Below are 21,402 nucleotides of genomic sequence, written 5' to 3'. Positions count from 1 at the left end.
ACCAATTACCTTAACTTCAACGTGGCTAAGCCAAGTAAGACGAGGAATATCGAGATAATCCAAAAACGCACTATCACTCGAGGTTCAGGCCAACCTTTTAACTCATAGTGATGGTGTATCGGCGCCATGCGGAAAATACGCTGTCCACGTAACTTGTACGAACCCACCTGCAGGATCACCGACAGAGTTTCCATCACGAACACGCCGCCCATGATCACTAACAAAATCTCTTGGCGAACGAGCACTGCAATCGTGCCAAGTGCAGCACCTAATGACAGTGAACCCACATCGCCCATGAAGACTTGCGCAGGGTAAGTGTTGAACCACAAAAAGCCCAGACCCGCACCGACAATGGCGGTACAGACGATCACTAACTCACCCGAACCGGGTAAATGCGGGATATGTAAGTAATTCGCAAACTGAGCGTGACCCGACAAATAAGCAATCAACGCAAACGCCGCCGCGACCATTACCGTCGGCATAATCGCCAAACCGTCGAGGCCGTCGGTTAAGTTCACCGCATTGCTCGAACCCACAATAGTGAAATACGCCAATACGATAAATACGGCGCCGAGTTGCGGCATCACGTCTTTAAAGAAAGGCACCACTAATTGGGTTTCGCCTGGATTGGCCGCCGTGGCATACAGAAAAAAAGCAATAAGCAGCGCAGCCAAAGATTGCAGAATGTACTTCCAGCGCGCGATCAAGCCTTTAGTGTCTTTACGTACCACTTTGCGATAATCGTCGATAAAACCGATCAAACCGAAACTGCCGAGCACAAACAGCATGACCCACACATAGCGGCTACCCAGATCACCCCACAACAATACGCTGATGAAAATAGCAGCCAATATCAGCAAGCCACCCATAGTCGGCGTGCCACGCTTACTAAAATGTGATTCTGGACCATCGTTACGCACAACCTGACCAATTTGCAGTAATTGCAAACGTTCAATCAGTTTAGGGCCAAACCATAAGCTAAAAACCAATGCGGTCAATAAGCCTAAAATGGCTCGAAATGTCACATAGGAAAACACGTTAAACCCGGTATGAAAACGGGTTAAATACTCGGCCAGATATACCAGCATTTACACTAACTCCCCACGCCCGAAGGCTACTGTTAGGCCATCCACGACCCGCTCCATGGCGGCGCTACGTGAACCTTTAACGAGAACCGTTACCTGTCCCGGCAACTGGTTTATATGCTTTATAAGTTTTTCTACTAACGTCGCCACACTGTCATAGTGCTCCGCACCGAAAGCTTGGCTCGTGTGCTGACTTAAAGTTCCGGTACAAAACAAGGCATCAATCCCCTGTTGCTTGGCCAGTTGCCCTAGTTCAGCGTGTAAAAGGGGCGCATTGTCGCCTAATTCTCCTAAATCTCCCAGTACCAGACAGCGATTTTCAGAAATTTCCTTTAACCAAGCGATAGCAGCGCCAACGGACACAGGATTTGCGTTATAGCTATCGTCGATTAGACGCACGCGTCCCAATTGACTCGGCTGCATACGTCCTTTCACTGGCGTTAATTGGCTCAAGCCTTCAGATATTTCAGTCAAACTCAATCCCAAAGCAATACAAACACTTGCAGCGGCGAGTGCATTACTCACTTGATGACGACCCGCCAACGGCAATACCACTTGGCAAGATTCACCTAAATAATTGAGCATAAAACGATAGCAACCATCCGCATTAGTCTTATGGCCTGTCGCTATCACGTCGATATGACGTTTAGCGGCGCCATCTTGCTGAGAGAAGCTCAGTTGCTTATAAGGTCTTGCCTTAACGCTCATAAAATCAGCGAAGGCATCATCGGCATTGATGATGGCAGTGCCATCAGCCTGCAGATGATTAAAAATCTCTGACTTCGCCTGTGCGACACCCGCTTGCGATCCAAATCCTTCTAAATGGGCGCTGCCGACGTTATTCACCAGCGCGACGTTTGGACGCACGAGTCCCGAGGTGTAATCGATTTCACCTTTATGGTTAGCGCCGAGCTCGAATATCCCAAACTCATCCTCTGGCGTTAAACGCAGCAAAGTGAGCGGCACACCAATCTCATTATTAAAATTGCCAGCGGTATAGAGGATTTGATGCTTTGCCGACAGAATGGTCGCGATCATTTCCTTCACGCTGGTTTTGCCGTTTGAGCCAGTCAAAGCAACACAAATCGGATTGATCTGGTCACGAACATAAGCACCAATCGCACCCATGGCCTTTTGACAATCAGCCACTATGAGCTGCGGGATATCAAAAGCTAACTCACGCTCAACCATTAACGCCGCTGCGCCGTTCGCAATAGCTGTTGCTGCAAAATCATGGCCGTCAAAGCGCTCACCCTTTAAGGCAACAAACAGGGTTGCAGCGCCGATTTTACGGCTATCACTGCTTAAATCTTGGATGGTGACGTCGTCACCGACTCGATACACGCCTAAGTGTTGACTTAGAGTCTCGAGAGAAAGAGGGATCATCTTGATTGCTCCAATGACCGGTGTGCCAATACACATCCATCATAGTGTTGACTTAGGGCCTCGAGAGAAAGAGGGATCATCTTGATTGCTCCGATAACTGGCGTGCCAGGGCGCGTTCATCATAATCATGACGCACACCTGCCGCCTCTTGGTAAGTTTCGTGGCCCTTGCCCGCCAGCAAGATCACATCGCCAGGTTTAGCCAATGCCACAACCTCTTTAATTGCTGCGATACGGTCAACCTCAGTCAATGCCTGCTCTGGTGTTGCAAGCCCTTGGATAATATCGGTAATAATTTGCGCGGGGTCTTCACTGCGCGCATTGTCGCTGGTCACCATAATGCGGTCGGCAAACTGTTCAGCTGCTTGGCCCATCAAAGGACGCTTGCCCTTATCACGGTCGCCGCCACAACCAAACACGCACCATAAATCACCAGCACAATGGCGACGTAGCGCGTTTAACGCTTGTTCGATCGCATCGGGTGTATGGGCATAATCGACCACTAAGGTGATGTTATCCGCTGTAGTGAAACGCTCCATACGACCTGCAACGGGCGTTAAATATTGCACCTGCTCGGCTAACGCTTTCATATCAAAACCTAGCAGATACAGGGCCGATAACGCCGCGAGTAAATTAGAGAGATTAAAGGCACCAAGAAGTGGCGAGTGGATTTGAGTCTCGCCCTCGGGCCACACTAAGGTTGCACTGACACCTTGATCGTCAAACTTGGCATTTTTGGTATAAAAAGCCGCACCTTGATGACCTTCAATACTAAAACCCCAAATCTGCGCAGGCGCAGGCTTAAGCTCAGTCAACCAAGACGCGCCAACTGCATCATCGAGATTCAATAAACCGTGACCTAAAGTGCTGAAACGAAATAGGCTTTGTTTAGCGGCGGCATAGCTTTCCATATCGCCGTGGTAATCGAGGTGATCGCGCGTCAGATTAGTGAACACGGCAACATCAAATGGTACTGCGTCGACGCGGCCTTGCACTAAGCCGTGGCTCGACACTTCCATGGCGCAGACGTTCGCGCCTTGGGCTTCAAACTCATGCAACTGACGCATTAAGGTAATCGCATCGGCTGTGGTGTTACCACTATCAACAAGCTCGCCCCAGAGACCATTGCCAAGGGTGCCCATGACGGCGGCTTTGCGCCCCAATGAAGTCACCAGTTGTGCAATGAGTTGACTCGTAGAGGTTTTACCGTTAGTTCCAGTAATACCGATAACCCCAAGGGATGGCATAACGGCAGACTTGTGCGCTAAGGGATAACGCTGGGCGGCAATTGCCGATACCTGACGACTTAACTGAAAGAAATAAATCTGCACACCGTGCTCGGCATTATCGCCCAGCAACACTTTGCCATGTTGGTCAGCATCATCCGTGTGAACTATTACGCCTGCGGCACCTAAATCTAAGGCTTTTTCAATAAACTGTCTGCCATCGACCTTATGTCCTGGCAGCGCCAAAAACACATCGCCGCTACGTATTGCGCGGCTATCTAAGGTCAGATCATTGAAGGACTGCGCGCCAGCATAATGTAGCCAAGACGCTAGCAAATCCCGTAATAACATCATTCTGCTCTCCCAGCGGCGATTCCCGCCAATTGCACTTGTTCTTTATCGGTAATGGGTTCAACGTTTAACATTTGCAGTGCGCCAGACATGACTTTGGCAAATGCAGGCCCCGCCACTGAACCACCATAATAGAGATCGCCCTTAGGCTCATTCACTACCACCACTATCGCTAATCTAGGATTATTCGCAGGCGCAACACCCGCAAATAAAGCAACATAATCATCACCATAACCACCAGCAACTGCCTTACGACTTGTGCCAGACTTACCTGCAACTGGATAACCGTCGATGTGCGCTAAGGTGCCAGTGCCGCCTTTTTCCGTTACACCGACCAGCATTTGCATTACATCGTGGGCCACATTTTCAGAAATGACTCGCTCACCGACAGGTGGCTTTTTCAGTTTCATTATCGAGACAGGGAACAAAGTACCGCCATTGCCTAAGGTGGCGTACATGCGCGCAAGTTGAAGTGTTGTTGCCGTTAAGCCGTAACCAAACGACAAGGTGGCACGTTCAAAGTCTGACCAACGGTGGCGATCTTGAATCAAGCCAGCGCTTTCACCCGTGAGGTTAATTCCCGAAAAGCTGCCAAGTCCCATGGATTGATAAGTACCGAGCAGTTGCTGCACCGGAATAGACAAAGCCAATTTACTGATGCCGACGTTACTGGATTTAGCCAAAATACGCGCCAAACTCATATCGCCGTAGTTCGCGGGGTCACGTACTTGGCGACCACCTAAACGCATCCAACCCGGTGAAGTGGCAATAATATCGGTCGATTTAACTGTGCCAGCTTCAAGCGCTGCGGCTACCACAAATGGCTTAATGGTCGAACCCGGCTCAAAGGTATCTGTCATAGCACGGTTACGCATTCTGAAGGTTTGCAGATTGTCGCGCGCATTGGGGTTATACGAAGGCGTATTCACCATAGCCAAGACTTCACCCGTGTGAATGTCGAGGACGACAATCGAACCCGAAGTCGCTTGGTTCATCTCAGTGGTGCGTTTTAGTTCGCGATAGGCTAATTGTTGGATCCTATGATCGATACTCAGCACGAGATCATTTGGACTCTCGCCTTCCTGCACTATATCGAGACGCTCGACGACATGACCATCGCGTGACTTACGCACTTTTTGTTTGGAAGGCGTACCTGTTAACCAACTATTATAAGCATTTTCAACACCTTCAATCCCAACATCATCTATGTTAGTGATGCCGATTAATTGAGCTGTGATTTCACCACCAGGATAATAGCGGCGAGATTCGGACTTTAGAAATACACCGGGTAATTTAAGCTGAGTAATATAGTCCGCAACCGCAGGGGTAATTTGGCGTTTCAAGTAGGTGAAGCGTTTGGTGGGGTTACTGCGCACTCGCTCTAACAAATCTTCGAGGGGCTCATGCAACACATCTGCTAAGGCTTGCCAGCGGCGCATATCGGCAAAACCATTACTATCATTGACTTGTTTTGGATCGGCCCAGACGGCTCGTACAGGTACGCTCACGGCCAACATGTCGCCATTACGGTCGGTGATCAAGCCACGCTGCACTTCACGACTAGTGGTCCGCAATGTTCGCATGTCACTTTCGTGACGTAATTTGTCAGGCTCGATAATTTGAATGTAAGCTGCGCGTCCCACTAGGCTGCAAAACAACGCACACACAAACCCGACCACTACGTATAAACGCCAGTGGATCAATTGAGGTTTTTGCGGTTTGCTTACCCGTTTGATTTTCGCTTGCCTAGTCATATCTTCCCTATACTCACGGCACCTTTACCACAACTTCTTCGCTGGGTAACGGACGACTCATGTTGAGTTCCTTAGAGGCAATACGCGTAATACGACTGTGCTCAGTCTGCGATTGCTCTTCTAATAATAAATTGCGCCACTCAATATCTAATCTATCTCGCTCCTGCAGTAACTGGTCCCACTGGGTTGTCAGTTGACGGCTAACATGGCTGCCATAAACCACGGCAACCGCATTACTCAGCACAAGCAAGGCTAATAACAAGATCCATTTGTGCAGCCATAAATCATGTAAAACGATCCGTGGCAGATTAATCGAGGGCTTACTCACAGTGCGCCCCTTAGTAATCTAAACGCTCGGCAATGCGTAACACTGAGCTGCGAGCTCTGGCATTGCGTTCGATTTCTTCGTCGGATGGCATAATCGCCTTGCCCACGGCACGTAACTTACGCGACTTGTTAATTTGATCTTCAGTCACCGGAAAACCGTGCGGTACACTCTCGCCTTGGCTATGACGACGAATAAAACGCTTCACGATACGATCTTCTAAAGAATGAAAACTGATGACCGACAAACGTCCTTGGGGAGCGAGCACATTGACTGCTCCTTCAAGTGCCTGATCAATTTGATCTAATTCACTATTGATATAAATGCGGATCGCTTGAAAAACCCGAGTCGCAGGGTGCTTATTGCGTTCTTTATTTTTAGTGATACGCGCAATTAAATCGGCTAAATCTTTGGTACGTAAAAACGGCGTTTTCTCACGATCGGCAGCAATACAACGGGCAATATGGCGAGCATTTTTCTCTTCACCGTAGGTTTTAAATACCCAAGCCATATCTTCAATTTCGGCACGAGCCAACCATTGCGCAGCCGTTTGGCCTTGGCTGTTATCCATACGCATATCGAGTGGACCATCGCGCAAAAAACTAAAACCGCGTTCAGCATCGTCTAGCTGGGGCGAAGACACACCTAAATCGAGTAATACGCCATCAATTTTGCCCACAAGCCCAAGCTCTTCGACATAATCGGCTAATTGGCCAAAGCCACCATGCACGATTTGAAAGCGTGGATCATCGCTAAATTGTTTGGCCGCTTCAATCGCTTGAGGATCGCGGTCGATGGCGATCAATCGACCATGTTCACCGAGTTGTTGTAATACTTGTCTTGAATGACCACCGCGGCCGAACGTGCCATCGATATAGATGCCATCGTCTTTGATGTTTAAACCGCCAACCGTTTCTGCTAGCAGTACGGATAAATGGGCAAATTCTTGACTCATTACTCTCTTCTTATTTAGTTATCGCGACTCGTTAAAGTGAAAAATCCGCGAGGCGCTCGTTATTAACGAGATCCTCACTTCGAATCGTTTCCTGACATTCATCAATTTGCTGCAGCCAAGATTGCTCATCCCACAGCTCAAATTTATTCAATTGCCCCACCAGCATGATGCGCTTATCTAAATTGGCATATTGCCTTAACGGTGGCGGCAGTAATATGCGCCCATTACTGTCGAGCTCCACTTCGTGGGCGTAGCCGAGTAACAGGCGCTTTAAAGATCTCTGGGTTTTATCGGTATCTGAAAGCTTCAACAACTTAGCTTCGATCAATTCCCATTCGTGAATGGGATACAAGAGTAAACAGGCGGATTGGATATCGACGGTAATCACGATGCGGCCTTGGTGCTCAAGCTGCAAAGGTTCGCGGTATCGCACTGGAATAGCGATCCGTCCCTTTGTATCTAAGTTGATAGCACTGGCCCCACGAAACACGCTAATTCATCCTATCCTTTGATTTTTGATCCACAAATATCCACTATTTCCCACAACTGCTAAGTTTAGGGACAGTCGACAAGCATTGTCAAGGGATGGGATCCTTTTATAAATCCAGTCGGCAAGCGGGTTAGCCGCATGTTGAGCACTTAACCTCGCGACAAACTTTTGACAAGAAAAACCATTAGAGATTGACTAAACAGAGGAAACAACAGGAATAAATAGCGCCGATATATTCAGCAACCTTTTGCTTTCAGGTGCTTGCGATGAAAAAAATAGGGAATTATTTCTGTATTTGTGGGATTTTACGGGTCGAGAAATAACGTCAAACTCAAAAACGCAACAAAACAAACTTACGTCCATCCTTATTCGACAGTCAAAAAAGAGTTGAAATCAGCATAAAAATCTAAATTTTTATTCCAAATAAAGACGTTCATCTTTTTACTAATGGCTGAATATTAATGTCGCGATTGCGAGAAAGATCAAAAATCCCACGTAAAATCCACCAAAAGAACCACTTTCTCCCTATACATTCACCTTATACCAGCACTAGCTACCTAATGGCTCGCCTTATTCGCCTTAACAAGTTAAACGGCGTATAGTCTAAATATTGACCTACTTCAGCCGATATCATATTAAGAGGTGTAATAACAAGGAGGCGTTATGAGTGGATTGGATAGCATTTATGCCATGCTGGCACAGCCAGTAAAAGCCGTGTTTCACCCTAAACGGGTTGTTGACCAAGTCAGCAGTGCAAGCGCAAATGCCCCCGATAGCCATGAAACACCGCAGTCGCAGTTACCTCCAGCGTTAGAAAGCCGCAATACTAAAGTCAGGGAAAGACGCAAAGAATCAGATAACAATAAAAATAAGAAACGCCGTGCATCGGATGAAACCGAAACGCTAAAACTAAAAGAAGGTGTCGTACTTGAAGTGACCGATGATTCCGCAGAAATCAAGAAGCCACCGAGCCAACATATCATTGATGTAGAAGTATAAATCCGTACTGATATAAAACGGAAAAGGCGCAATCCCATTGGATTAGCGCCTTTTTATTAGCCTCTTTTAGCAGCACTATCGAGCATGTCTGAAATCAGGCCAGATTTCGAATCATGCGATACCTCAAATTAAGTTTTATCTCAAACCAATGCCGCCTCAAGGCGTATTGTTTAAGTTCGAGTTCTGGCCACCGCGTCCTGCCAACCTTCGTATAGCTGTACTCGAGTCTGGGCATCGATATTAGGGATAAAATGCTTATCAATGCAGGCTTTGTGCTCAAGCTCTATCACACTCTCCCAAAAGCCCACTGCCAACCCAGCTAAAAATGCCGCACCTAAAGCGGTTGTCTCACAAACGCTTGGCCTTAACACTTCGACATCGGTAATGTCGGCTTGAAATTGCATCAAAAAATCATTAGCGACCGCGCCGCCATCCACCTTTAAACGCTTAAGGCTGACGCCACTGTCTTTGGTCATAGCATCGAGTAAATCTTTACTCTGGTAAGCGACAGATTCCAACGCTGCCCGAATAATATGATTACGATTCGCCCCGCGTGTCAGACCAAATAGCGCACCACGGGCATTGGGATCCCAATAGGGCGCACCGAGTCCCACAAAAGCGGGCACCAGATACACGCCATTAGTATCGGCGACCTTAGAGGCAAAGTATTCAGTATCACTGGCATCACGAATAAGCCCCAGTTCATCTCGCAACCATTGAATGGTCGCGCCGCCCATAAAGACTGAACCTTCAAGGGCATAGTTCACTTCACCCTTAGGCCCCACGGCAACTGTAGTCAATAAGCCATGGTTTGAGCGCACCGCTTTTGTCCCTGTATTCATCAACAAAAAACAACCAGTACCGTAGGTATTCTTCGCCATGCCGGGCTCGACACATAACTGACCAAAAAGCGCAGCCTGTTGATCGCCCGCCATTCCTGCAACTTGGATTTCACTGCCTTCACCCGCAATCCGTGTCGTACCATACACGCTGCAGGAGGGTTTAACGTCAGGCAACATAGACAAGGGAATATCTAAGGCTTCGAGTAACTTATTATCCCAAGTCAGGCTATGGATATTGAATAGCAAAGTGCGGGCAGCATTGGTGGGATCGGTAACATGTACCTTGCCCTCGGTTAACTTCCACACGAGCCAAGTATCGATAGTGCCGAACAACAACTCACCACGCTCGGCTTGCTCACGGGCATTGGGCACATTATCTAGAATCCATTTGATCTTAGTGCCTGAAAAATAAGGGTCGAGTAATAAACCGGTATTCTCACGCACATATTCTTCTAACCCTTGAGCTTTGAGTTGCTCACAAATCTCAGCGCTGCGACGGCACTGCCACACAATCGCGTTATAAATAGGTTTACCTGTGGCCTTCTCCCATATAACAGTGGTTTCCCGCTGATTGGTAATGCCAATGGCGGCCACTTCATCGCTGTGAATACCCGCACGCGCCAATACTTCAATTAACACTGAACTTTGGCTTGCCCAAATCTCCATGGGATCATGCTCGACCCAACCCGGATTAGGGTACAACTGGGTAAATTCCCGCTGGGACACGCTGACAATGTTTGCGTCGTGATCGAACACTATCGCCCTTGAGCTGGTTGTGCCTTGATCTAAGGCCACCACGTATTTTTTCTGCACGCTACTATCCTATCTGAACTCTCCGCCGCCTTTTTATGCTAGGGAGAATTAACATGATCCACCGACTTATGCAGTGAATATATTCGGAATTTACCGCCGTGACCAGCAAGCAAGCCGTAAAACAAGATCACTCCACCATGCTATAGCCATAAAAAAGCCCTGAAGATTCAGGGCTTTTTTTAACATACTGAACTTACATCTTGTAGCTCATTTGGATACCCGCAAGCCATACATCACCGCTTGCTTCACCGTTAAAGTTAACAGTCGCGAGGTTCAATAGGTTTTGCTGTTCGTTGATTGGCGCATCGCCAGTCGCTTTAATATAAGTCACAGCAAAATCAACGTTCAGGTTCTTAGTTGCCTTATAACCTGCGCCGACAGAGAACCACAGACGGTCAGAGTCTGGAATTGTGGTTGTGCGCCACTCGTCATTTGCCGCCGTTTTATCTAAAGCAACACCGACACGCACTAACCAGTCGTTATTCACTTGATAAGTCGTCCCTAGCGCGAAGCGCCAGTTATCTTCGAAGTGCTCTTCTTTAACTAAATCAGACTCTAAACCGCCCTTAGGTTTAACTTCACCAGGGAAATAAGCCACTAGTTGATCGAATACGCTCCAATCGGTCCAGTTCACACTCGCATGCATGGCCCAGTTATCGGTCAATTGGTGATGGGAAGCTATCTCTGCAAAAGCGGGCAATTCAAGCGGTAAATAACCTTCAATGGACACATCTTGGCCGCCAGTGTACAACACACCTGAGGCATGACCATCCAAGTCCAGTTGCACGCCGCTGTGATAAGCAAAACCCAAACGGTGAGCCGGATTAATTTGCCAACTCGCACCTAACTGCCAGCCGTAACCCACATCATCACCCTTCATGCTTTTCAGCTCAGTGCCACCTGGAGGTAACATAGCCTGCACAGGAGCCGGCAGAGCAGGTTTGATACCATCGACCCAACCTGGTAATGAGGCACCGATTTCGCCTTCACCATAAACGATACGTACACCAGCACCTACGCTAACAGCATCATTGATGCGATAAGCGATGTTTGGATTAAATTCAACGGTCGTAACCGAAGTCTTGTTACCAAAAATAGCCGCTGCGTGGGTCGCGGGTAATTCAGTGGCTAGACCATAATTAGAGTTTACCGCTAGGCCCCAAGTCCATTGATCATTTAGCTGATTTGAATAATAAAAATTTGGCACAAGTGCGTCATCAGCTACATCTAGTGCATCGCCACCTTTCATAACAACAGGATTAGGACCAATTAACGATGAGCTAAGGCTCACATCACCTGTCACATCGACGTTTGGCATAACGTAAATGCCACCCGCGGACAACTGACGTCCTTCTAAATAAGTGAGCATTGCAGGATTTCGACCTTGAGCCGAAGCGTTATCCGCCATAGCGGCTTCACCCGCAAAGGCGCGACCTAAACCTGTAGCAGAGTATTCCGCAAGTTGAAAACCCGCGGCATGGAGTTGAGTCGTTGAACTTAACAAGGCTGCAGTGACAGCCAAAGTCAGAAGACGTTTTTGCATTGTTATTCTCTAATCATATTATTGTTATCTGTACTACTTAGATGAGTACTGCGGCGTTCAGGCAAAATAGAGCAAACACTCCATATTGAATGCGCAGCAGTTTACTTATGCAGAAGATGTTTGCAACCAAAGGAGATAAAACAGATAAAAACTCTAAAGAAATACAAGTTTAAAACAGATTTAGTGACGCACATCACCATTCAAACAAAGACTAACCTTTAAGCACTCAAAAATCATTCACAACAGTCGTGAGATTTAAATTAATAAACCAAAAAATATCAATATTAAACAACAAGATAAAAATTAAAACTTTGGAACACGTGTAAATCATTTAAACTCGACAAATTCAGCATAAATCACTGCAGAGAATAAAATTTTCTAGTATCAAAACGACAATAAAAATTTATGCTTTTAAATACAATAAATTAAATTAAGAGAGTTTTGAGATTCAAAACAAAAACGCCTAGGTATTAACCTAGGCGCTTAAATATATACTCAACACGAGTACAAATGTGCGCTGAAAGTTTAGCGGCGCCAACCTTGGATTTGAGTTTCGTACTGACGGATTTGCGCAGCATGGGACAAGGTCAGCCCAATTGCATCTAACCCATTGAGTAACTTATGCCTTGCCGACTCTGCCAGCGTAAAACTAAACTCGGCACCTGACGGTGCAATCACTTTACAGCTGGTGAGATCAACCGTGATTTGCGCGCCTTCTTCTGCCGCCACTTCATCCATCAACTGACACACCTGCGCGTGGGTTAACGCCACAGGCAATAGGCCGTTATTGATTGAGTTGCCGTAAAAAATGTCGGCAAAACTGGGCGCTATAATGGCGCGTAAACCAAAGTCTGCCAGCGCCCAAGGCGCATGTTCGCGGCTTGAACCACAACCAAAGTTTTCCTGCGACAAAAGAATTGAAGCGCCTTTATAACGAGGCTGGTTCAATGAAAACTCAGGATTGGGCACATCGCCCGCATCATCTAAATAACGCCAATCATGAAATAAGTGCACGCCAAAACCATCGCGCGTCACCTTAGACAAAAACTGTTTCGGAATGATCTGATCCGTATCGATATTGGTGCTGTCGATCATGACCGCAAGCCCGGTATGGGTCGTAAAAGGTTGCATAAACTTCTCCTCTTGGGTTTACGGTAATTAGTAAGGTTTACGAATATCGACAAAATGCCCTGCCACCGCAGCGGCGGCGGCCATCGCCGGGCTCACTAAATGGGTGCGACTGCCACGGCCTTGGCGACCTTCGAAGTTACGGTTACTGGTCGAAGCACAACGATCGCCCGCCTCTAATCTGTCATCGTTCATCGCCAAACACATGGAACAACCCGGTAAACGCCACTCAAATCCCGCTTCGATAAAGATTTTATCTAAGCCTTCGGCTTCGGCTTGCGCTTTCACTTGCCCAGAACCAGGTACGACAATCGCAGTGACACCGTTCGCGACTTTACGACCTTTAGCATGCACGGCGGCGCTGCGTAAATCTTCAATCCGCGAGTTAGTACATGAACCGATAAATACCTTGTTGATGCTGATGTCTGTCATAGGCGTACCCGCACTCAGGCCAATATATTCTAGGGCCTTTTCCATACTAGCTCGGGTACTTGGGTTGGCTTCATCAAGAGGATTAGGCACTTTGCCATCGATCGCTACGACTTGGCCAGGGTTAGTACCCCAAGTCAATTGCGGTGCGATATCGGCGGCATCTAACTCAACGACAGCATCAAACACGGCGCCGTCATCGGTCTTAATGGCTTGCCAGTAAGCGACAGCCTCAGCCCAATCTTCGCCCTTGGGTGCAAACTCGCGGCCTGCTAAGTAGTCGAAAGTGGTTTGATCCGGCGCGACCATGCCCGCCTTAGCACCCATCTCAATCGCCATATTGCACACTGTCATGCGGCCTTCCATCGACAGGGCTTCAATCGCCTCACCGCAGAACTCCACCACATAACCCGTGCCACCATCCATGCCGATTTTGCCAATAATAGCGAGTACGATATCTTTGGCGGTCACGCCATCGGTGACATGACCACGCACTTCAATCTTCATGGTTTTAGCTTTTAACTGACGCAAGGTTTGCGTCGCTAAAACGTGCTCAACTTCAGATGTGCCAATGCCAAACGCCAGCGCACCAAAGGCGCCATGGGTCGCGGTATGGGAATCACCACAGACAATCACAGTGCCGGGTAAGGTAATACCCAACTCAGGGCCCATCACATGCACAATTCCTTGATTAGGATGATGAATGTCGTATAAACGTACACCAAAGTCTTTACAGTTTTGCGCTAGGGTTTCCACCTGAGTGCGTGCCATAGGGCTTAAAGCATCTAAGCTGGCGCTACGGGTCGAAGTGTTGTGATCCATAGTGGCAAAGGTTTTTTCCGGTGCACGCAGTTTGCGGCCCGCCACTTTTAAGCCACTGAATGCTTGCGGAGAAGTCACTTCATGGACTAAATGTCTGTCGACATAAATGATCGGCGCTTCACCTTCTGGAGTCGCTACAACGTGGGCATCCCATACTTTTTGATACAGCGTTTTTGCCACCGCGTTTTTTGGCACAGTCGTCATTACACACCTTCCTTTATAGCATTGGCGATAAAGTCACCCATCTCGGCGGTTGATTTAGCTTGGCTACGCTTGTCGCTGCTCAATAGCTCACCGGTTAAGTAGCCAGAATTTAATGCTTTGCTGACGGCACGCTCAATCGCACAGGCGGCTTCTTCTTGCTTTAAGCTGTGGCGCAGCATTAATGCCGCCGACAGAATTTGGGCGATAGGGTTTGCAATGCCTTTGCCCGCGATATCCGGCGCACTGCCACCCGCTGGTTCGAATAAACCAAAGCCAGTGCTGTTCATGCTCGCCGATGACAACAAGCCCATAGAGCCCGTTAACATGGCGATTTCGTCGGATAAAATGTCGCCGAACAGGTTAGAACATAGCATCACATCGAACTCATCGGGACGACGTAGCAACTGCATGGTCGCATTATCGATATAGATGTGTTCCAGCTCAACATCGGGGAAATCAACCGCTACTTCTTCAACCACTTGGCGCCACAACACTGAACAAGCCAGTACGTTGGCTTTATCCACTGAGGTTACTTTTTTACGGCGACCACGGGCGGCTTCAAAGGCGATGCGGGCGATACGGCTAATTTCGCGGCGGCTATAACGCATGGTATCGAAGGCTTCTTCATTCTCGCCTTCGCCTTGACGGCCCTTTGGCTTACCAAAATAAATGCCGCCGGTTAACTCACGCACACATAAAACATCAAAGCCACGGGCGGAAATATCGCTACGCAGCGGTGACATATGTTCTAAGCCATAATGCAATTTTGCTGGGCGCAGATTACAAAACAGTTCGAAGTGACCACGCAGTGGCAATAGCGCGCCGCGCTCAGGTTGCTCATTTGGTGGTAACTTTTCCCACTTAGGGCCACCTACCGAACCAAACAGGATCGCATCAGCCGCTTCACAGCCCTTTAGCGTGGCATCAGGTAAGGGACAACCGTGGTTATCAATGGCAATACCGCCAACATCGAATTCAGTGTATTCGATATTCAAATCGAAACGCGCTTCAACCTCACGCAGCACTTTACGCGCCTCTGCCATCACTTCTGGGCCGATCCCATCCCCTGCTAATACTGCTATTTGATAACTCATACGCCAGCCAACTCCTTTAAATGTAAATGCTTTATGCTCGACCTTGCTATTCTTTGGATGCTTTTAGCGACTAGACGCCGCCTAGCTCTCGGTTTTTTTGCATGCTTTGTTTGTAATCGGCGACCTTGTCTGCGCGGCACGTTAAGTTCATCACATGCACTAAAGCGCGTGCCGAGGCTTCAACCACATCGGTCGCTAAACCTACGCCGTGAAAGTTCTGCTCGTGGTAAACCGCGGTAATGTCGACTTGGCCTAAGGCATTTTGACCTACGCCCTTAGCACCTAACTTATAGCTGATGATATCGATTCGGCGATCGGTTGCGCGGGCAATCGCGTTATAGGCAGCATCGACAGGACCATTACCCGTTGCGGCTTCGGTTTTAATTTCGCCGCCCACTTCGATACGCACAGTCGCCGTAGCTACGCCTTCAGTTGAGTCAGACTGCACCACTAATTGCTGCAATTGATAGTGATTGTCTTCTTCGGCCTGCGCTTCCATAAAGGCTAAGGCTTCTAAATCATAATCAAATACTTGGCCTTTTTTATCTGCCAATTTTAGAAACTCTTCGTACAGAGTATCCATATTGTAATCGTGCTCGCTATAGCCCATTTCTTCCATGCGATGCTTGATCACATGGCGACCCGAGCGCGAGGTCATATTCAAGTTGTTACGATTCAAACCTATGCTTTCTGGCGTCATGATTTCATAGGTATTTTGTGCTTTTAACATGCCATCCTGATGAATGCCCGACGAATGGGTAAAGGCATTGGCACCGACAATCGCCTTGTTTCCCTGCACTGGCATATTGCATAACTGGCTGACTAAATTAGAAGTACGGTGAATTTCTTTGGCATTAATGCCCGTTTCTAATCCCAACATCCCCTTACGCGTCGCTAAAATCATCGCGATCTCTTCCAGTGAACAGTTACCCGCACGCTCACCTATGCCATTGATCGTACATTCAATTTGACGCGCACCGTGTTGCACTGCAGTTATCGAGTTAGCCACAGACAAACCTAAGTCATCGTGGCAATGCACTGAGATCACCGCTTGGTCGATATTCGGTACCCGATTAAACAAAGTTTGAATGATATTGCCAAACTCGCTGGGCACTGTGTAACCGACCGTATCGGGAATATTAATGGTGCGCGCGCCCGCACGAATAGCGGCTTCTACCATACGACATAGATTATCGATGGGCGTACGCCCCGCATCCTCACAGGAAAATTCCACATCGTCGGTAAAACGGCGGGCATACTTCACCGCGCCTACGGCCATCTCTAACACTTGATCGAAAGAACGCTTCAACTTGCTCTCAACGTGAATCGTCGAGGTCGAGATAAAGGTATGGATACGGAATTGATCTGCAACAGACAAGGCCTGCGCCGCAGCATCTATGTCCTTTTCCAATGCGCGGGATAAGGCACAAACGCGGCTATTTTTGATGGTACGCGCTATGGTCTGCACTGACTCAAAATCACCGGGCGAAGAAACCGGAAAACCCACTTCCATCACATCCACACCCAGACGTTCCAGCGCCATAGCGATCTGTAGTTTTTCTTTGACCGACAAACTTGCGGCTAACGCCTGCTCACCATCACGCAAGGTAGTATCAAATATTATGACTCTGTTAGACATCTCGCTTCTCCATGGAACGTCACCGTTCGTTAGTTAATTTTTGCCGTATTCAGATACAAAAAACCCCGCAACATCGGTGCGGGGTTTGTGAATGCTTTGCCTCTTTATCGAGCGTGCAACACTAAGACCTCCGCGTATAAACCGCGAGAGAGAGAAGGAGGAGGAGGTCGAGTTTGCGGCTAATAATATTCATTTAATCTGTATATTTATTCTGTTTGAATTATTGAGGACGGTTAATATTTAACTTGCCTAGCCGATAGTGTCAACCCTAATTTTTTCATGTTCCACTCATTCAACCTGTCTTAAGGCTAATAACGGTGAGTTTCATCCCCAAATTAGTGATCGATACCACAGAATTAACCAGCTGTTTGGATTCAGAAATCACTGGGATGTGTTAACTTATTCCCCTTAGAAAAAAATAGTTTTTTATGCAAAAAACGATTAAGAAAAGTTATAATCCCGCCTTAGTGATTAGGGATATTAGAACTTACGCATTTTATATGGAGCACAAAATGGATTTTCGCGTCTTGGTACTGAGCCTGTTGTTATGGCTGTTTCCCTTTGGGGCCAGTGCTATAGACCAATTAGATGAACTCACTGAACTCGTCTACCAATATCCCAGTAAAGCACTCACTCAAATAACAGCGTTAGAAAAACAATTTGCGACCAGTGTAAGCTCAGATATCAATCGACTCAGATTAAGTGTGTTGAAATGCCAAAACCTACTACAAATAGGGGAAAATGAAGCCGCTATCAACGTCGCTCAATTAGGCGAAGCAAGCGCTAAACAACTTAAGCTAGATCAAGTACGACCTTACTTTTTGATCTGCCAAGCCGACGCCAACCTTAGCTATAACAATGTTCAAAATGCCCTACCTTTGCTTGATTCAGCCATTAACCTAGCGCGACGTTACCAGCAACCACAAGCCTTAGTCGATGCTTTACGCTTACGTGGCCAACTCGATACTGACACTGATAACTTCTCCTCTGCTATCGAAGATTTACGCCTCGCGATTGATATTTATCCGGATATTCATGCTCAAACCCAAAATTGGATTTGGCCACCACAGGCCTATGTGTATGCCGCGATGGGAAATTTACTTTATGCCACCCATGATTTCCCCCAAGCCATGTATTACACCAACTTAGGTATACAAAGTGCCGATGCAAAAGGGAAAGTTTTACACTTTATTTTACGCAATGCAGCTCGGATAGCGCTTGATAATCAAGAGTTTGATTACAGTGATAAACTCGAACAACAAGCTAAAGCGCTTTTACCTGAGCTCGGTTCGCCACTTGAACTCGCCTACAGTTATGCCATTTTGGCCTCAATCGCGCTCGATAAAGGCCGCATCGATAATGCCGAAGAATATCTTTCTATCGCGATTAATACGTTTAAAAAACAAAATCAACAATTAGCGACAATGCGTTCAACTCGCCTACTCGCCCAAATTCGTTTTGCTCAGCATCAAGAAGATGCCGCTTTAATCCTCATGAATCACGCTATTGAGCAAGCTGAAAACCTAAAACAATACTCAGATCTTAAAGGGTTTTACGGGATCATGAGCGATCACTACTTAGAAAAAGGGGATTTTAAACAAGCCTATTCTTTCTTGCTCAAACGTTATCGAGCGGCCGAGCTCACCAATCAAGCGATGAATAATGCTCGGATATTGCAGTTTAAGGCCCGTCTAAATCAACAAGATCTGCAGCAGGAGCCAAATAGCACTGCACCAGAAAAAGATTCAATCTTACAAGAGCTAAATGTCGATTGGGCCTATAGCACACTGTTCTTAATCGCGATGGCATTATTGGGCGGAGCTATTTGGTATTTGATTGATAAACAGAATAATCGTGCCCCACATCTTGAAGGTAATGAACCTGCGGAAACGCTGCTCCAACAAGTCACATCAGCATTAAACAGTGCCAAACAAGGTAATTACCCACTGTCTTTATTATTGTTTAATGCGAGTCAGATCCGTCAAGTTGACCTACCTCTCTTACAGGATGAGCTACAACACAGACTACGGGAGCAAGATAAGTTAATCCGATATTCTATGGATGAAATTGTCATTATCCTGCCGCATACCTCGGCAACTGGTGCTAAAAGAGTCGTTAGTCAGTTAGTTGCTTGCATTCAGCCTTGGCAGGGTTCAAGTAAGGTCAATATTGGTATAGCGGCGATGCAACAGTTTGATACCTTAGAGTCTTTAATTAAGCGAGCCAGTATCAATCAATTGGGCAAGGTTAAAGTCAATGAGAATAATCCAAACTATTATTCTCCCGCTAAATAAGCCGCGATTTCATCGAGAAAAGCGTCACCGAAACGGCTCAGTTTACGCTCGCCCACTCCGTTGACTGCGAGCATTTCCCCCGCGCTCGTTGGCATCATGGCTGCCATTTCTGCGAGGGTAGCGTCGTTAAAGACTAAATACGGCGGCACATCCTGCTGCTCGGCAATGGTTCTACGCAATAACTTCAACCGTGCGAACAACTTACGGTCATAATTCAACGGTGCTTTAGACTGACTCGCCTTACGTTTTGTGGTTGTTAACTGAATACGCGGTTCAGCAAGCATTAGCGCCACTTCCCCTTTGAGCACAGGCCGTGCCGATGGGTTTAAGGTAATAGAGGAGCCACGAGTCACATCTTGACTCGCCAGTCCCAAGTGGATCAATTGACGGATCACACTCAGCCAATACTCATGGCTCTTGTCTTTACCAATCCCCCAAGTCGTGAGTTTGTCATGCCCTCGATCGACTATCGGTGCGCCTTTCGAACCGCGCAACACTTCAATTAAATGATTGATACCAAAACGCTGGCCTAAACGGAAAATACATGACAACACCTTCTGCGCATCTTCGGTGCCGTTATAACGCTTAGGCGGGTCGAGGCAAATGTCGCAGTTACCACAGGGCTCTAATGCACTCTCATCGAAGTAATGCAGCAACACTTGGCGGCGACAGGTCTGCGCCTCGGCAAAGGCGGCCATAGTATTAAGTTTGTGGAATTCGACCTGTTGCTGCGGCCCTGGCTCGGACTGTTCAATCAAATGTCGCACCCGACCAATATCGGCGGGATCGAACAACATAAAAGCTTCTGCATCGAGCCCATCACGTCCTGCTCGGCCCGTTTCCTGATAATAGGCTTCGATACTTTTAGGGATATCGTAATGCACCACAAAGCGCACATTCGATTTATTGATCCCCATACCGAAAGCCACAGTGGCGACAACAATATCGATTTGATCCTTAAGGAAACTGTCCTGCACGGCACCACGATCTTCCTGCGTCATTCCCGCATGATAGGCCTTAGCATTAAAACCTTGCAGACATAAACGATCGGCAACCTCGTCGACACGGCGGCGACTGCTACAGTAAATAATCCCGTTAGTGCCATTTTGCTGGGTTAAAAAATGCCGTAACTGATTCGCAGCATTGAGCTTTTCCGCCACTGTGTAGCGAATATTGGGCCGATCGAAACTCGAAAGTAAACGGAACGGGTCAATCCCAAGTCGCTCGCAAATACTCTGCCGAGTCGCCTGATCCGCCGTTGCCGTCAGCGCCATCATGGGCACATAGGGGAAGAGTTGTTTTAGCTGGCCAAGCGCCGCATATTCAGGGCGAAAATCATGGCCCCACTGACTGATACAGTGCGCCTCATCGATGGCAAACATCGCCAACTGCAACGACTGCATACGCTCAATAAAATCAGCGGTTAATAAGCGCTCAGGTGACACATAAAGTAGTTTTAACTCACCGTGGCGCAGCTGCCTTAATACTTCGGCGCTCTGCTCTCGCGGCAATGAAGAATTGAGATAAGCCGCTGCAACACCGGTTTGCAACAAGCTATCGACTTGATCTTTCATCAAAGAAATCAATGGAGATACGACAATAGTGATGCCATTCATCAGCAACGCGGGGAGTTGATAGCAAAGACTCTTACCGCCGCCCGTTGGCATGATCACTAAGCAATCTTGCCCGCCACAGACACGTTCTATCACCTCCCGCTGACCGTCCCTAAAGTCACGGTAACCAAACACCTGTGCGAGGCGTTGCGAGAGCGGATCATCATGCGTGTCGAGTACGAGCTTTTCCATGGATCTTCTATGTCAAAAGTGAGGGGGCCTATTCTATACCCAAACTAGTTCAAAATGCAGGATTCAACGGTAATTTAAAGCGTTTTAGACGAGGCAATTCACCACGATTGCAGCTATTTTAACCCTAGTGGGCTAAGCCAAAAATAACGAACGCGGGGTAAAATACTTTAAAAACTGCCGAAACTGTGTCGTCATTTTAGCGACGGAGTTGCATTAGCC

Annotated in this window: 16 protein-coding genes; 2 read left to right on the top strand and 14 right to left on the bottom strand. The window is 47.5% G+C overall.

Going from position 1 to position 21,402, the window contains the following annotated elements:
• Positions 1–5: 5 nt before the first annotated feature.
• From mraY to mraZ, 7 genes are all read right to left on the bottom strand, one after another.
• Positions 6–1,088: a phospho-N-acetylmuramoyl-pentapeptide-transferase gene (gene mraY, locus L5M11_RS14665; RefSeq protein ID WP_006079891.1), complete on the bottom strand. Its 1,083-nt coding sequence runs from the start codon at positions 1,086–1,088 to the stop codon at positions 6–8.
• Complete coding sequence (locus tag L5M11_RS14660) at positions 1,089–2,471, bottom strand: UDP-N-acetylmuramoyl-tripeptide--D-alanyl-D-alanine ligase (RefSeq protein ID WP_212601187.1); 1,383 nt, start codon at positions 2,469–2,471, stop codon at positions 1,089–1,091.
• A gap of 76 nt (positions 2,472–2,547) precedes the next feature.
• The gene (gene murE, locus L5M11_RS14655; RefSeq protein WP_263192592.1) at positions 2,548–4,050 is read right to left on the bottom strand and encodes a UDP-N-acetylmuramoyl-L-alanyl-D-glutamate--2,6-diaminopimelate ligase; all 1,503 of its coding nucleotides are present in this window, start codon (positions 4,048–4,050) and stop codon (positions 2,548–2,550) included.
• Positions 4,047–5,801: a penicillin-binding transpeptidase domain-containing protein gene (locus L5M11_RS14650; protein WP_105251191.1), complete on the bottom strand. Its 1,755-nt coding sequence runs from the start codon at positions 5,799–5,801 to the stop codon at positions 4,047–4,049. The genes murE and L5M11_RS14650 overlap by 4 nt, the downstream gene beginning before the upstream one ends.
• A 13-nt stretch (positions 5,802–5,814) precedes the next feature.
• Positions 5,815–6,129, bottom strand: coding sequence for a cell division protein FtsL (gene ftsL / locus L5M11_RS14645; RefSeq protein WP_105251190.1), 315 nt, complete (start codon positions 6,127–6,129; stop codon positions 5,815–5,817).
• 10 nt (positions 6,130–6,139) lie between these two features.
• Positions 6,140–7,081, bottom strand: coding sequence for a 16S rRNA (cytosine(1402)-N(4))-methyltransferase RsmH (rsmH, locus tag L5M11_RS14640; RefSeq protein ID WP_131525721.1), 942 nt, complete (start codon positions 7,079–7,081; stop codon positions 6,140–6,142).
• 31 nt (positions 7,082–7,112) lie between these two features.
• Positions 7,113–7,571, bottom strand: coding sequence for a division/cell wall cluster transcriptional repressor MraZ (gene mraZ, locus L5M11_RS14635; RefSeq protein ID WP_105251188.1), 459 nt, complete (start codon positions 7,569–7,571; stop codon positions 7,113–7,115).
• Positions 7,572–8,234: 663 nt separating this feature from the next.
• Between mraZ and L5M11_RS14630 the strand changes: the two genes are divergently transcribed.
• Positions 8,235–8,570 (top strand): hypothetical protein, encoded by a 336-nt coding sequence (locus L5M11_RS14630; RefSeq protein WP_168826581.1) that lies wholly within the window; start codon positions 8,235–8,237, stop codon positions 8,568–8,570.
• A 170-nt stretch (positions 8,571–8,740) separates the two neighbouring features.
• On the opposite strand, the gene glpK is transcribed toward L5M11_RS14630, so the two are convergent.
• The 6 genes from glpK to leuA all read right to left on the bottom strand — a co-directional run bounded on the left by glpK (position 8,741) and on the right by leuA (position 17,084).
• A complete protein-coding gene (gene glpK / locus L5M11_RS14625; protein WP_173247352.1) occupies positions 8,741–10,225 on the bottom strand; it encodes a glycerol kinase GlpK in 1,485 nt (494 codons plus the stop codon).
• Between the two features lie 193 nt (positions 10,226–10,418).
• Positions 10,419–11,768, bottom strand: coding sequence for an outer membrane protein transport protein (locus L5M11_RS14620; RefSeq protein ID WP_263185183.1), 1,350 nt, complete (start codon positions 11,766–11,768; stop codon positions 10,419–10,421).
• A gap of 525 nt (positions 11,769–12,293) precedes the next feature.
• On the bottom strand, positions 12,294–12,899 hold the full coding sequence (leuD, locus tag L5M11_RS14615) for a 3-isopropylmalate dehydratase small subunit (protein WP_263185184.1): 606 nt from the start codon (positions 12,897–12,899) through the stop codon (positions 12,294–12,296).
• A 27-nt stretch (positions 12,900–12,926) separates the two neighbouring features.
• Complete coding sequence (gene leuC / locus L5M11_RS14610) at positions 12,927–14,327, bottom strand: 3-isopropylmalate dehydratase large subunit (RefSeq protein WP_263185243.1); 1,401 nt, start codon at positions 14,325–14,327, stop codon at positions 12,927–12,929.
• A gap of 23 nt (positions 14,328–14,350) precedes the next feature.
• Positions 14,351–15,445, bottom strand: a complete 1,095-nt coding sequence (gene leuB, locus L5M11_RS14605) for a 3-isopropylmalate dehydrogenase (protein WP_263192589.1) — start codon at positions 15,443–15,445, stop codon at positions 14,351–14,353.
• A gap of 70 nt (positions 15,446–15,515) precedes the next feature.
• Complete coding sequence (gene leuA / locus L5M11_RS14600; RefSeq protein ID WP_263192588.1) at positions 15,516–17,084, bottom strand: 2-isopropylmalate synthase; 1,569 nt, start codon at positions 17,082–17,084, stop codon at positions 15,516–15,518.
• A gap of 512 nt (positions 17,085–17,596) precedes the next feature.
• Here leuA and L5M11_RS14595 point away from each other — a divergent pair.
• A complete protein-coding gene (locus tag L5M11_RS14595; RefSeq protein WP_263192587.1) occupies positions 17,597–19,378 on the top strand; it encodes a diguanylate cyclase domain-containing protein in 1,782 nt (593 codons plus the stop codon).
• On the opposite strand, the gene recQ is transcribed toward L5M11_RS14595, so the two are convergent.
• On the bottom strand, positions 19,360–21,183 hold the full coding sequence (recQ, locus tag L5M11_RS14590; RefSeq protein WP_263176766.1) for a DNA helicase RecQ: 1,824 nt from the start codon (positions 21,181–21,183) through the stop codon (positions 19,360–19,362). The genes L5M11_RS14595 and recQ overlap by 19 nt on opposite strands.
• Between the last annotated feature and the right edge of the window lie 219 nt (positions 21,184–21,402).

It is taken from the genome of Shewanella sp. SM87 (assembly GCF_025653705.1).
In the GTDB taxonomy this organism is placed as follows: domain Bacteria; phylum Pseudomonadota; class Gammaproteobacteria; order Enterobacterales; family Shewanellaceae; genus Shewanella; species Shewanella oncorhynchi.
This window is presented reverse-complemented; position numbering and strand designations above follow the sequence as displayed.

What these genes read in the sequence shown, in the direction of transcription:
- mraY (WP_006079891.1), bottom strand. Translation starts at nt 1,088, where the DNA reads ATGCTGGTATATCTGGCCGAGTATTTAACCCGTTTTCATACCGGGTTT.
- L5M11_RS14660 (WP_212601187.1), bottom strand. Translation starts at nt 2,471, where the DNA reads ATGATCCCTCTTTCTCTCGAGACTCTAAGTCAACACTTAGGCGTGTAT.
- murE (WP_263192592.1), bottom strand. Translation starts at nt 4,050, where the DNA reads ATGATGTTATTACGGGATTTGCTAGCGTCTTGGCTACATTATGCTGGC.
- L5M11_RS14650 (WP_105251191.1), bottom strand. Translation starts at nt 5,801, where the DNA reads ATGACTAGGCAAGCGAAAATCAAACGGGTAAGCAAACCGCAAAAACCT.
- rsmH (WP_131525721.1), bottom strand. Translation starts at nt 7,081, where the DNA reads ATGAGTCAAGAATTTGCCCATTTATCCGTACTGCTAGCAGAAACGGTT.
- L5M11_RS14630 (WP_168826581.1), top strand. Translation starts at nt 8,235, where the DNA reads ATGAGTGGATTGGATAGCATTTATGCCATGCTGGCACAGCCAGTAAAA.
- L5M11_RS14620 (WP_263185183.1), bottom strand. Translation starts at nt 11,768, where the DNA reads ATGCAAAAACGTCTTCTGACTTTGGCTGTCACTGCAGCCTTGTTAAGT.
- leuD (WP_263185184.1), bottom strand. Translation starts at nt 12,899, where the DNA reads ATGCAACCTTTTACGACCCATACCGGGCTTGCGGTCATGATCGACAGC.
- leuB (WP_263192589.1), bottom strand. Translation starts at nt 15,445, where the DNA reads ATGAGTTATCAAATAGCAGTATTAGCAGGGGATGGGATCGGCCCAGAA.
- leuA (WP_263192588.1), bottom strand. Translation starts at nt 17,084, where the DNA reads ATGTCTAACAGAGTCATAATATTTGATACTACCTTGCGTGATGGTGAG.
- L5M11_RS14595 (WP_263192587.1), top strand. Translation starts at nt 17,597, where the DNA reads ATGGATTTTCGCGTCTTGGTACTGAGCCTGTTGTTATGGCTGTTTCCC.
- recQ (WP_263176766.1), bottom strand. Translation starts at nt 21,183, where the DNA reads ATGGAAAAGCTCGTACTCGACACGCATGATGATCCGCTCTCGCAACGC.